Consider the following 12,674-nt stretch of genomic DNA (forward strand, 5'->3'; position numbering starts at 1 on the left):
TCCGTTGTCCCACTGCTGCCTGAGGTGCGAGGAGCGATGGGGTACCCCCGTCAGTGGGCGGCGACCGGCGCCAGTTCCACCACCCGCGCGTCGCCGACGTCCGCGGGGAGCTGGTGGGTCACGACCACGACGATGCGATCGGGTCCGAAGAGGTCGTCCTCGACGCCGAGGAGGCGTCTAAGCAGGCCGGCGGCATCGTCGGCGGAGAGGTGTTCGGTCGGTTCGTCGAGCAGGACCATCGGTGCCGGGTGGAGTAGTGCACGAGCGAGGAGCAGGCGTCGGCGCTCGCCGCCGCTGACGGCGTCGGCACCGCCGGTCAGGGTGGTGTCCAGACCGTCGGGAAGCCTTGCGGCCCAACCGTCGAGGCCGACGGTCGTCAGGGCCGCGAGGATCTCCTCGTCGGTGGCGTCACCGCGCGCGACGCGCATGTTCTCGCGGACCGATGTCGAGAAGAGATGTGCCTCCTCGGCGAAGTAGCAACCGGCCGAACGGAGTTCGACGGGCCCACGGCTCGACGTGTCGACACAGGTGATGTCCCCGTCGACGGGATCGAGCAGGCCGGCGAGGGTGAGCAGCAGCGTGGACTTGCCGACTCCGCTGGGTCCGACGACCGCCAGCCTCGATCCCGGCCGCAGGTCGAGGTCGAGGCCGTCCTCGGGTCCGAGGACGTTCCGTTCCGCGCGCCCCCATCGCAGTCCGTCGGTCGACACCTCGACCATCCCACGGTGGACCGCCACATCCGCACCGGACGGCCCGGTGCCGTCGGCGGCGTGCGCACCGTCGACGAGAGCCATGACCCGAGCGGCACTCTGGCGACTGCGCTCGATCTGCAATCCGGCCTCGGTCAGCGGCGCGGTCGACTCGAAGGCCGACAGCGGCAGGAGGACCAGCACGCCGAGGATCATCGGGGTGAGCCCCTCGCCGGAGGCGATCCCGGCGAGGGAACCGGTTGTCTGCGATGCCAACTGGATGGCGATCACACATGCCGCGACGAGTGACGCACCCATCGCGAGTGGGGTGGCCGCAGCGGCTGCCGCCTCCAGCCGACGCCCCCGATCGGTGGCCGCGAGATGCCGGCGGTCGGCGTCTGCAGCGGTCTCGAGCAGCTCTCCACGCCGACGCGCGACGACGAGTTCGGAGGCGTGCCACAGTGTGGTCGTCGTCGCCTCGGCGGATTCGGTGGCCGCGCGCGACCCGTCCCGGAGGGTGGAGGCGCCACCGCGCGCCGCGAGCCACGGGGCGACGCCACCGCTGATGACGAGCGCGACGGCGAGCACTGCGGCGGCGGGCAGCGAGACCAGTGCCATCACGACGACCGCGGCCACGGCCGTCGTCACCCCGACGCCGATGGGGATGAGTCCGCGGATGAGCGCGTTGCCGATCTCGTCGATGTCATCGCCCGTGCGGGTCAACAGATCTCCGCGCCGGAGAGTGACCGAGTAGGCGGGCGAACCGGTCGCGAGGGCCGTGTACACCCGTTCGCGGGCGGTCGTCATCGCACGCAGGGCGAGATCATGGGTGGCGAGCCGTTCGAGGTAGCGGAACAGGCCGCGCGAGATGCCGAGTGCCCGAACGGCGGTGATCGCCACCGACAGGTACAGCACCGGCGGCATCTGCCACGCGCGGGTGATCAGCCACGCGGACAGCGCCGCGAGGCCGAGCGCCGACAGCGAACCGCCGACGCCGAGCAGCAGGGCCTTGGCGACCGCGCCACGGCGCAGGCCGAGGAATCCGAGCGCCCGGATCAGTGGGTCGTCGCGCATGGCACACCTCCGTCGAATTCGACGACCTGATCGGCGAATTCACGCGCGATCCCCCGATGGGCCACCACGATGACCGTGTCACCGGCGCGTGCGCGCTCGCGGAGCGCGGTGAGCACCGCACGTTCGGAGTCCTCGTCGAGGTGGGCGGTCGGCTCGTCGAGGAGCAGCAGCGGAGCCGGGGATGCAAGCACTCGTGTCAGCGCGAGTCGCTGGCGCTGGCCGGCGGACAGTCCGACGCCGCCCGCGCCGAGCCGGGTGTCGAGACGGTTCGGCAGCTCGAGCACCACGGAGTCGAATCCACTGGCCGTCGCGGCCCGGTCGGCGGCGTCGCGGTCGAGGGCGCCGAACAGTTCCACGTTCTCGCCGACCGTGCCCGGCACGACGACCGGTTGCTGCGGCAGCCAGGCGATCTGTTCGTACAGGGACTCGGGATCGGCATGGGTGACCGGGATGGACCCGATGAGCACCGACCCGTCGTCCGGTGTCACCAAACCCATGATGGCGGCCAGGGTCGTGGATTTCCCCGACCCGTTCGGGCCGGTGAAGAGCGTGAGCGAGCCGGGCGCGATGGTCGCGCGCAGGGACTCCGGCGCCCAGCCGTCACGACCGTGCACCCCGAGGTCGAGGATGGTGATCGGCGCGCCCGCAACGGTGATGCCCCGGCCACCGCTGACCGGCATCGGCGCCGCGTCCTCGGGAGAGTCGATCAGCTCGAAGACCTCCCCGGCGGCGGTGACGCCGTCGGCGGAGTTGTGGAACTGTGCGCCGACGCGTCGGAGAGGCAGATACGCCTCGGGCGCCAGGATCAACGCGAAAACACCTGCGTAGAGCGACATCTCGCCGAACACCAGGCGCAGACCGATGCCCACGGCGACCAGTGCGACGCACAGGGTGGCGAGCAGCTCGAGGACGGCCCCGGACAGGAACGCCACCCGTAGCGAACTCATCGTGGAACGCCGGTGTGCCTCACCGAGTTCGGCCACCTGGGCGGCCGGGGCCTCGGCCCGGTTCAGTGCCCGCAGCGTCGGCAGGCCGGCGATCAGATCCAGCAGCTGCGCGGTCAGCCTGCTCATCGTCGCCAGCTTGCGGCTGGTGCGATCCCGGGTCATGAGCCCGACCAGGACCATGAAGATCGGGATGAGCGGCAACGTGATCAGGATGATCAGCGCCGACGGCCAGTCGGCGAAGGCGATCACCACGGTCACCGTAGGCGTGAGGATCACCGCGGCCACGAGCGCCGGCAGGTATCCGGACAGATACGGCCCGAGCGCGTCGAGTCCCCGCAACAGCACGGTCGCCGCATGCTCACGCAGCGTCAGCAGCGTTCGCGGTGCGGTCCGACGCGGATCGGTGAGCACATCGAGTGCCTCGGCCCGCAATTCCGCGATCGCCTGTTCGGCCGCGCGGTGCGCATATCGGTCGTGCCCATAAGCCATCGCGGCACGGGCCGCCATCGCGACCGCGAGGACGACCAGGTGCACCCACTGCGCGTCGAAGGACCGCTCCTCCGGGAAGACGATCAGCTCCGACAGGATCGAGGCGGCCGTACCCGCGGCCACGATGATCGCGATCACCTGCGCGACGGCGAACGCCGCGGTGACCGCGACGTAGCGCCGGGTCGTCGGTGAATACCGCAGCAGGCGCGGATCGACCGGCGGCCGGGCCGCACCCCGCCGCGTGGCCGCCGACCGTTCCAGCGGCGTCACTCGCCGAAGGCGCGCAGGGATCGCAGCCCCGCCGGCTTGGGCATGATCTCCACGGACAGGCGCTTGCGGAACACCCAATAGGTCCAGGCCTGGTAGGCGATCACGACGGGTGTGACCAGAACGGCGGCCCAGGTCATGACGACGAGGGTGTAGTGACTCGACGAGGTGTTGTCGATGGTGAGGTCATACGCCGGATTGATCGTCGACGGCAGCACGTCGGGGTACAGCGACCCGAACAGGGCCGCCACGGTGCCCACGATGGCGATCGAGGTCGCGGCGAACGCCAGGCCCTCCTTGCGCACCTGGGTGGCACCCACCATCACCAGGGCGGCGACCGCGGCGGTCAGCACCGGAATCCAGGTCCACGCACTGCCGTAGGCGAACTGCGTCCACAACAGGAACGCCCCCGCGACGACCAGCGCCGGGATCGACAGTCGCGATGCGTAGCGCATCGAGTCCTCGCGAAGCGCGCCGTCGGTCTTCAACGACAAGAAGACGGCGCCGTGGGTCAGGAAGGCCAGCAACGTGGTCAGCCCGCCCAACAGCGCATACGGGTTGAACAGGTCGAAGAATCCGCCCGTGTACTGCGCGTCGGCGTCGATCGGCAGACCGCGTACGACATTGGCAAAGGCGATGCCCCACACGATGGCCGGAATCCAGGAGCCGAGTCCGATCCCGACGTCGCACCACATCCGCCATCGCGGGTTGTCGATCTTGCCGCGCCACTCGATGGCGCAGACCCGCGTGATGAGGCCGATCAGGATCAGGAACAGCGCGAAGTAGAAGGCGGAGAACATGGTTGCATACCAGCCGCCGAAGGCGGCGAACAACGCTCCACCCGCGGTGATCAACCACACCTCGTTGCCGTCCCAGACCGGTCCGATCGTGTTGAGCAGCACCCGCCGACGGGTATCGGGGTCGGCGGCCGGCTCATCGGACGCCACCCGTGCATCGCCGCCGGTGTGGCTGCGGCCGAGGAAGGGCATCAGCATCCCGACGCCGTAGTCGAACCCCTCGAGGACGAAGTAGCCGACGAACAGCACCGCGATGATCAGGAACCAGACTTCCGGAAGTCCCACTGGTCTCTCCTATGGTTGGGTCGGCCGTCAGTACGCGAACGAGAGCTGTTTGGGCTCACCGCTGTCCGCGTCGGGGTCGGAATGTCCCGGCGGTCTGGAGTCATAGGTCGCCGGCCCCTCGATGACATATCGCCGCTGGAGCATGAACCACACGACACCCAGCGCGCCGTAGAGCAGGGTGAAGCCGATCAGCGTCACCCACACCGTCGCCGCCGAGTGGTTCGAAACCCCGTTCTGGACGAGCATGTTGATCCGCATCGGGTCGAGGTCGTTCTCCCAGTTGGGCGCAACGACCCACGGCTGACGTCCCATCTCGGTGAAGATCCAGCCAGAGCTGTTGGCCAGGAACGGTGTCGGGATCATCCACAGCGCGAGAGTGCCGAACTTGCGGGATTCGACGACTCGCTTGCGACGCGTGAGCCAGAGTCCCCCGAGCGCCACCACGACCGACCCGAGAGCCCAGGTGATCATCGCCCGGAAACTCCAGTAGGTGACGAACAGGTTCGGGGCGAAGTTCTGCCCTGCGGGCACACCTGGTTGTCCCGCGAGCGCCTCGGTGTACTGCTGCTGCAGTTCCTCGACGCCCTGCAGGGTGCTGTCGAAACTGTGGTCGGCCAGGAACGAGAGCATCTTCGGGATCTCGATGACGTGCTCGATGTTGTCGCAGTTGTTCTGCCGCCCGATGGCCAGCACGGAGAATCCGGCGCCGGTCTGGGTCTCGCACAGAGATTCCGCCGCAGCCATTTTCATCGGTTGCTGGTTGAACATGATCTGCGACTGGATGTCGCCGGTGATGAACAACCCCACACCGGAGGCGATCACGATCCAGAGAGCCAACCGGGTGACCGGCCGCCAGAAGCGTCGGGCGTCGAGCTCGAGATCCTCGGGGGTGGCGTCGATGTGGCTCGGCGAGGTCGTCTTGGGCATTTCCGAGGTGTCACCGGTGTCGATGGCCACACGGAGTTTCTTGGCGCGCCACATGTTCCGGGCCATCCACCAACAACCGATGGCGGCGACGAAGGTGCCTGCGGTGAGGAAGGCACCGGCGATCACGTGCGGGAACGCCGCCAGTGTCGTGCTGTTCGTGATCACCGCCCAGAAGTCGTTCATCCTCGGCCGGTCTCGCGTGTCGTCCCACACCACGCCCACCGGGTGTTGCATCCACGAGTTCGCCGCGATGATGAAGTACGCCGAGGCGATGACGCCTATCGAGGCGAGCCAGATGCACGCCAGGTGCACCCTGCGCGGCAGCCGATCCCAGCCGAAGATCCAGAGTCCGATGAAGGTGGACTCGAGGAAGAACGCAACGAGCCCTTCCATCGCGAGCGGGGCGCCGAACACGTCCGCGACGAATCGGCTGTACTCGCTCCAGTTCATGCCGAACTGGAACTCCTGGACGATGCCGGTCGCGACACCCAACGCGAAGTTGATCAGGAAGAGTTTGCCGAAGAACTTCGTCGCGCGCAGCCACTGCTCGTTGCCGGTGACGTGCCACACCGTCTGCATCACCGCGATCATCGGTGCGAGACCGATGGTCAGCGGCACCAGGATGAAGTGATAGACGGTCGTGATACCGAATTGCCATCTGGAGACGTCCAGAGCGTCCATGTATGCCTCGAATCAGGTCACCGGCTGAGCCGGCGGGTGCCGACGTCGCCTACTACTTTTAGTAGTAGGCCCTGGGCGCGACGTTACGCCTGGTCACCGACCCTGTTCAAGCGCCAAAAGTCCCATCACTGCACTGTCGCTGGTGCATTCGCTCTCACCCGCGAACAGGTGTGACGCGGGCCCGGGATCATGTGTGAGTGACCGGGATCAATTGTCTTCCGCGGCGATGGCTCGGTCCACCAAATCGGAAAACCGGTCGGCGTCGGCCGGCACCGGCATCACGTACCGGTTGAGATGGGTGACCCGGGCCGCGAGCGTCACGCTGCTGACGAGCCAGACCGAGTCGGCCGCCACGAGATCCTCCGGGCGCAGGATCTCGACCTTGGTCTTCCAGCCCTCCGCATCGGCGAGATCGAAGACGGCCTGGGCAGTCGTCGAGGCGAGGATGCCGATCTCCGTCGGCGGGGTGACCAGCGAGTCCCCGTACACCGCGACCACCGTCGATCGCGGCCCCTCGAGCACCGCCCCCTCGCTGCTGACGAAGATGACGTCGTCGTAGCCCTCGGATGCGGCGTGCCGGAGCGCGGCCATGTTGGTCGCATAGCTCAGCGTCTTCGCCCCGAGCAGCTGCCATGGCGCCCTGGCGGCCAGGTCGATGGAGAAGCCGCGATCGAGGGTGACCACCGAGACACCGTCGGCGCGCGCCGAGGCGACGCGTTCGGGCACCCGCTCCACGGTCAGGTAGGCCGTCGGGGCGTACCCGTGTTCGCGCCCACGGGTGTAGACCAGACGCAGCAACGCCTCGTCCGACGTCCCGTGCTCGGCAGTCCACAGCTTGACCGCGTTCTCGACCGCCGCGCGCCACTCGTCGGGGTCCGGTGCCGGCAGCTCCATCGCGGTCGCGCTACGGGCGAGGCGCTCGAGGTGCAGGCGCACCCCACGCGCCCGGCCGGCACGGACGAGCAGGGTCTCGAAGACGCCGTCGCCGCGCACCGCCGCGAGGTCGTCGGCGTGCAGGAACGGTGCATCGGCATCGTGTTGGGTGCCGTCGAGGGTGAGCAGGATCGAATCCGACATGGATAAGAGGCTCCCACGACCGCCCGGCCCCGGCTCCACACCCCTGGTGCGCGAGCGACCCGTAGAATCGACCCGTGAGCCGTTCACCCATCCTGACCAGGCATTCCGAGGGCGGGGCGGTCCCCGGCCCCGGCGAGTTCCACTCATCGGAGACCCCGTGGCACTTCGGTGATCCACTCGGGGAACAGAGAGCCGCCGCCACCGGGGTCATCGTCGTCGACCGCTCCGACCGCGCCGTCGTCGAGATCCCCGGCGAGGAACGCCTGAGCTGGCTGCACACCATCTCGAGCCAGCACGTCGCCGCACTCCCCGACCGCCGGAGCGCGGAGAATCTGTCTCTCGACGCCAACGGCCGCGTCGAGGAACACTTCGTCCTGACCGACATCGACGGCGTCACCTGGGTCGACACCGAGGGCGTACGCGGCGAGGCCCTCGCCGGGTTCCTCGCCAAGATGGTGTTCTGGGCCAAGGCGCAGCCGGCCCCGCGAACAGACATGAAGGTACTCACCCTCGTCGGTCCCGGCGCGGTGACCGGACCGGTCGTCGAGCTGCTCGAGATCCCCGCCGACGCGGACGTCTACCAGGCGGGCAACCTGCCGGAGACGCATCACGAGGACGAGCCGCTGGGATTCTGGCGACGGATGCCACCCCTCGGCGAGAACCGCGACCTGCCGGTCGTCGACCTCGTCCTGCCCGAGTTCGTCCTGCTGCGCTGGTGGGACGCACTCGTCGAGGCCGGCGCCCGGATGGCGGGCAGCTGGGCGTACGACGCGCTGCGCGTCGCCGCCCGCCGCCCCCGGCTGGGTGCCGACACCGACGAACGGACGATCCCGCACGAGGTCGACTGGATCGGTGGTCCGGCCGAGCAGGGCGCCGTCCATCTGGACAAGGGCTGCTACCGCGGCCAGGAGACGGTCGCCCGTGTCCACAACCTCGGCAAGTCGCCGCGACGCCTGGTACTTCTGCATCTCGACGGCAGCTCGGATCAGCGTCCGACGACCGGCGACCCGGTCACCGCGGGTGGCCGCACCGTCGGCCGTCTCGGCACCGTCATCGACCACTACGAGTGGGGCCCCATCGCGCTCGCGCTCGTCAAACGCAACGTCGGTGCGGACGTCGAACTGACGATCGGCGCCGAGGAACCGTTGAGCGCGCGCATCGATCCGGACTCCGTCCGCGAGGACGATCATGTCCAGGCCGGTCGCGCCGCCGTCGAGCGGCTGCGCAGCGGCTCGGCCACCCCGGGCACCTGACGCGTGGACACCGGAACCGTGCTGGCCGTCTGCGCGGCCGGCCATGATGTCGTCCTCGACAAGATCGGCCCGTCCGCGATCGACAAGCGCCCTCTGGCCGGCCGCGCCGACGTGCACGAGCTCGGACTGGCCGCCGATCACCAGCGCAACCGCAGGCATCACGGCGGCGTCGATCAGGCGGTGTACGCCTACGCCGAACCCGACGCACGACGCTGGTCCGAGGAACTCGGACGTGAGCTTCCTTACGGCTGGTTCGGCGAGAACCTCCGGATAGACGGGATCGACGTCACCGACGCCTTCGTGGGTGAGCGGTGGCAGGTCGGTGACGACGGACTCCTCCTCGAGACCACCATCCCTCGTGTACCGTGCCGGACCTTCGCGGTGTGGGCGGATGAGCCAGGTGGGTTAAGAGGTTCATGGACCAGGCCGATTTCGGCGCCTACCTGCGCGTTCTGCAGCCCGGTACGGTGGCCGCGGGCGATTCGGTGACAGTGATCCACCGTCCCGATCACGGTGTGCGGGTCCGGCAACTGCTCGTCGACGCCGACCCCGAGTCGATCGCCACGCTGCTCGCCGCCGACGATCTGCCGGTCAAGGTCCGACGCGAGGCGCAGCGAATTATGAGCAAGGTGAAGAGATCGGGCGGCGCGGCGAGGCAGGGCGCGGCACACAAGTCCTGAAGGCGCGCTAGACTGGTCAGCACGACAGAATTACTTCAAGAGAACGGGGCCGCCAAATCGTTGGCCGCCCCGTCATTTTGCGAGGGGGTCCCGTATGGGCCGCGGCCGGGCAAAGGCAAAGCAGACGAAGGTTGCTCGTCAGCTGAAGTACTCCACTCCGAACACCGATCTCGAAAGCCTGCAGCGTGAGCTGTCCGGGCAGACCAGCTCGGTAGATCGTCCGGATCCGGTGGATGAGTGGTTGGACGAGGACGAGTGGCGACGCGCCTGAGGCGCACCACTCGTGGGTGCCGGCCTCATCGGCGACACCAGATCTCACCCCGCCACGACCTCTCCGCTCAGCGGACCCGCGGTAACGCGGGTTGATGTTTTCGTAGGTATCAGACGGCCGCAGGTGACTGCGGCCGTCTGATGCGTGCGGAGTCGTTTCTCGACATCCAGCGGTGCTCGCCGCGGCGACAACCGGCGATGAGCATCGCTGCTCTGTGGTGTCCAGCGGTAGGGTGCGATCGACGCGTCTGACAACGAGAAAGCGGCGGGAACCCGAAGGTCCCCGCCGCTTTGGCGTCGGTGCGAGAGGCGCTGTGCGCCCGTGACTCTCAGAAGCGCGGGTGCTCGCCGACCAGGGAGACGCGCGAGCCTGCCTCGGTGCTCTTGGGGTCGGTGGACCGCTTGATCGTGCCGAGCACCCAGTTGTCGACGTGCCGGGCCGTCAGGACCGCCTGTGCGCGGTCGGTGTCCTCGGGTGCGACGACCGCGACCATGCCGACACCCATGTTGAAGGTGCGCTCCATCTCGAGCTGCTCGACGCGTCCGCGCTGCCCGATGAGGGCGAAGATCGGGGCCGGGGTCCAGGTGTTGCGTTCCAGCTCGGCCACGAGGCCCTGAGGGATGACGCGGGCCAGGTTCTCGGCCAGGCCGCCGCCGGTGATGTGCGCGAAGGTCCGCACGTCCGCCTCGGCGATGAGCGCCAGGCAGTCGCGGGCGTAGATGCGGGTCGGCTCGAGCAGTTCCTCGCCGAGCGAGCGGCCGAACTCCTCGACGTGGCCGAAGAGATCCATGTGGCCCCACTCGAGCAGCACCTTGCGGGCGAGCGAGTAGCCGTTGGAGTGCAGGCCCGACGATCCCATGGCGATGACGACGTCACCGGCACGGACACGGTCGGGGGTGAGGACCTTGTCGGCCTCCACGACACCGACGGCGGTGGCCGACAGGTCGTAGTGGTTGTCCTGCATGAGTCCGGGGTGTTCGGCGGTCTCGCCGCCGAGCAGCGCACATCCGGCCTCGACGCAGCCGTCGGCGATGCCGGCGACGATCTGGCGACGGTCTCGGGGACGACCTTGCCGACGGCGATGTAGTCCTGCAGGAAGAGCGGCTCGGCGCCGCAGACGACGAGGTCGTCGACGCACATGGCGACGAGGTCGCGTCCGACGGTGTCGTGCTTGTCGATGGCCTGCGCGACGGCGAGCTTGGTTCCGACGCCGTCGCTGGCGGCGGCGAGGACCGGCTCGCGGTAGTTGCCCTTCAGCGCGAAGAGGCCCGAGAAGCCACCGAGCCCGCCGAGGACCTCGGGGCGCGAGGCACGTTTCGCGTGCGGGGTGATCAGCTCTACGGCTCGTTCACCGGCGTCGATGTCGACTCCGGCCGCCGCGTACGAGGCCGGCGGCGTAGCGCCCGTCGTCTCGTCGGCCGCCGCATCCCGCTCCGTCATCTCCGCAAGCACCCCTTGTCAAAAGTTGTTCTCGACGTGTTCGCCGACGATCACACGGTACCGGAGTGCCCTGCCCCCGGATTCAGGGACGCATCACTGCGCTGACGTTGTCGTTCGGCTTGGTGAGCGGGTCGACCGTTCCGTCGTGTGCGGCGGAGGCCAGCATCTGCTCCAGGACCGCCTTGCCCATGGAGGTCTCCTCGGGCAGTTCGATCGGGTAGTTGCCGTCGAAGCAGGCCGCGCACAGGTTCGACGCGGGCTGCTCGGTGGCACCGATCATCTCGTCGATGCTGATGTAGCCGAGCGAGTCGGCGCCGATGGCCTGGCGCACGCCCTCGACCATGCCCTCCTCGGACTCCATGCCGTTGGCGATGAGTTCCGCCGGGGAGGCGAAGTCGATGCCGTAGAAGCACGGCCAGCGCACGGGACTGGAGGCGATCCGCACGTGCACCTCGGCGGCACCGGCCTCGCGCAGCATGCGGATGAGGGCGCGCTGGGTGTTGCCGCGCACGATCGAGTCGTCGACGACGACGAGTCGTTTACCGCGGATGACCTCGCGCAGCGGGTTGAGCTTGAGCCGGATGCCGAGCTGACGGATCGTCTGCGACGGCTGGATGAAGGTGCGGCCCACGTAGGCGTTCTTCATCAGGCCCTGCCCGTAGGGGATGCCCGAGCCCTGGGCGAAGCCGACGGCCGCGGGCACACCCGACTCCGGGACCGGGATCACCAGGTCGCCCTCGGCAGGGTGTTCCTTGGCCAGGCGGCGGCCGATCTCCACGCGGGTGGAGTGCACCGACCGGCCGTGGATGTTGGAGTCCGGGCGGGCCAGGTAGACGTACTCGAAGACGCAGCCGCGCGGGGTCGGCTCGGCGAAGCGCTTGGTGCGCACGCCGTCGGCGTCGATGGCCAGCAGCTCACCGGGTTCGATGTCGCGGACGAAGGAGGCGCCGACGATGTCGAGGGCGGCGGTCTCCGAAGCGACGACCCAGCCGCGGTCGAGGCGTCCGAGCGAGAGCGGACGCACACCGTGCGGGTCACGTGCCGCGTAGAGGGTGTGCTCGTCCATGAAGGTCAGGCAGAAGGCGCCCTTGAGAGTCGGCAGCAGCTCCATCGCGGCCTGCTCGATCGAGCTGTCGGCGGCGCCGTGCGCCAGGAGCGCACCCACGACATCCGAGTCCGACGTCGCCGCGGAGCTCTTGATGCCCTTCTCCCGAGCGCGGGCGGCGAGATCGGCGGTGTTGACGAGATTGCCGTTGTGACCGAGCGCGACGCCGGTGCCGGCATCGGTGGTGCGGAAGATCGGCTGCGAGTTCTCCCAGGTGGTCGAACCGGTGGTGGAGTAGCGGCAGTGCCCGATGGCGACGTGGCCGCTCATCGCGCCCAGTGTCTGCTCGTCGAACACCTGGCTGACGAGGCCCAGATCCTTGAAGACGACGACCTGGCTGCCGTCGCCGACGGCGATGCCCGCCGCCTCCTGTCCGCGATGCTGCAGCGCGTAGAGGCCGTAGTAGGTGAGTTTGGCGACGTCCTCGCCGGGTGCCCAGACCCCGAATACCCCGCACTCCTCGCGCGGTTCGTTCTCGGGCTGGTCCAGCGGAGCGGGTTCGGGCGCGCACCCACCGGCTGCGGAGCATCCACCGGCCGGCGTGGGAGCGAGCAGGTTCACGTTGGCGATCGAGCGATCAGTCATCGACTAGCTCCCCTGGGCTGCGAATCGGTTAACACGTCAATGTGCTGGGAGACAGTTTCGGAGTTTACGTGCCCGTTGCCTCACAGAGCGAATCTTCCAGCGGTGTC

Annotated in this window: 8 protein-coding genes and 2 pseudogenes; 3 read left to right on the forward strand and 7 right to left on the reverse strand. The window is 68.7% G+C overall.

All coding sequences use genetic code 11. The features are described from left to right. Positions 1-50: 50 nt before the first annotated feature. The 5 genes from cydC to BJF87_RS00990 form a co-directional block, all read right to left on the reverse strand. Positions 51-1,763, reverse strand: coding sequence for a thiol reductant ABC exporter subunit CydC (gene cydC, locus BJF87_RS00970; protein WP_035751809.1), 1,713 nt, complete (start codon positions 1,761-1,763; stop codon positions 51-53). Further along, on the reverse strand, positions 1,745-3,469 hold the full coding sequence (gene cydD, locus BJF87_RS00975) for a thiol reductant ABC exporter subunit CydD (protein ID WP_051405860.1): 1,725 nt from the start codon (positions 3,467-3,469) through the stop codon (positions 1,745-1,747). Before cydD ends, cydC begins: the two co-directional genes overlap by 19 nt. After that, positions 3,466-4,548 (reverse strand): cytochrome d ubiquinol oxidase subunit II, encoded by a 1,083-nt coding sequence (cydB, locus tag BJF87_RS00980; protein WP_035751811.1) that lies wholly within the window; start codon positions 4,546-4,548, stop codon positions 3,466-3,468. The genes cydD and cydB overlap by 4 nt, the downstream gene beginning before the upstream one ends. A gap of 27 nt (positions 4,549-4,575) precedes the next feature. Further along, positions 4,576-6,156 carry a cytochrome ubiquinol oxidase subunit I gene (locus BJF87_RS00985; RefSeq protein WP_035751813.1) on the reverse strand — a complete coding sequence of 527 codons (1,581 nt, stop codon included), beginning with the start codon at positions 6,154-6,156 and terminating at the stop codon, positions 4,576-4,578. A 207-nt stretch (positions 6,157-6,363) separates the two neighbouring features. Further along, a complete protein-coding gene (locus BJF87_RS00990) occupies positions 6,364-7,233 on the reverse strand; it encodes an aminodeoxychorismate lyase (protein WP_035751815.1) in 870 nt (289 codons plus the stop codon). 74 nt (positions 7,234-7,307) lie between these two features. On the opposite strand from BJF87_RS00990, the gene BJF87_RS00995 reads away from it, so the two are divergent. From BJF87_RS00995 to BJF87_RS01005, 3 genes and pseudogenes are all read left to right on the forward strand, one after another. Further along, entirely contained in the window at positions 7,308-8,486 is a 1,179-nt protein-coding gene (locus BJF87_RS00995) for a folate-binding protein YgfZ (protein ID WP_042376197.1), read from the forward strand. 3 nt (positions 8,487-8,489) lie between these two features. Continuing rightward, positions 8,490-9,166 (forward strand): annotated as a pseudogene (locus BJF87_RS01000) (MOSC domain-containing protein). Between the two features lie 94 nt (positions 9,167-9,260). Beyond that, positions 9,261-9,437, forward strand: coding sequence for a DUF3073 domain-containing protein (locus tag BJF87_RS01005; protein ID WP_005194294.1), 177 nt, complete (start codon positions 9,261-9,263; stop codon positions 9,435-9,437). 328 nt (positions 9,438-9,765) lie between these two features. On the opposite strand, the pseudogene purM reads toward BJF87_RS01005, so the two are convergent. Both purM and purF read right to left on the reverse strand, forming a co-directional pair. After that, a pseudogene (purM, locus tag BJF87_RS01010) lies at positions 9,766-10,877 on the reverse strand (phosphoribosylformylglycinamidine cyclo-ligase). Between the two features lie 82 nt (positions 10,878-10,959). After that, entirely contained in the window at positions 10,960-12,567 is a 1,608-nt protein-coding gene (gene purF, locus BJF87_RS01015) for an amidophosphoribosyltransferase (protein ID WP_035751821.1), read from the reverse strand. Positions 12,568-12,674 lie beyond the last annotated feature (107 nt).

The sequence above is a fragment of the Gordonia sp. CNJ-863 genome, assembly GCF_001942325.1.
Lineage (GTDB): Bacteria > Actinomycetota > Actinomycetes > Mycobacteriales > Mycobacteriaceae > Gordonia > Gordonia alkanivorans.

What these genes read in the sequence shown, in the direction of transcription:
- cydC (WP_035751809.1), bottom strand. Translation starts at nt 1,763, where the DNA reads ATGCGCGACGACCCACTGATCCGGGCGCTCGGATTCCTCGGCCTGCGC.
- BJF87_RS00985 (WP_035751813.1), bottom strand. Translation starts at nt 6,156, where the DNA reads ATGGACGCTCTGGACGTCTCCAGATGGCAATTCGGTATCACGACCGTC.
- BJF87_RS00990 (WP_035751815.1), bottom strand. Translation starts at nt 7,233, where the DNA reads ATGTCGGATTCGATCCTGCTCACCCTCGACGGCACCCAACACGATGCC.
- BJF87_RS01005 (WP_005194294.1), top strand. Translation starts at nt 9,261, where the DNA reads ATGGGCCGCGGCCGGGCAAAGGCAAAGCAGACGAAGGTTGCTCGTCAG.
- purF (WP_035751821.1), bottom strand. Translation starts at nt 12,567, where the DNA reads ATGACTGATCGCTCGATCGCCAACGTGAACCTGCTCGCTCCCACGCCG.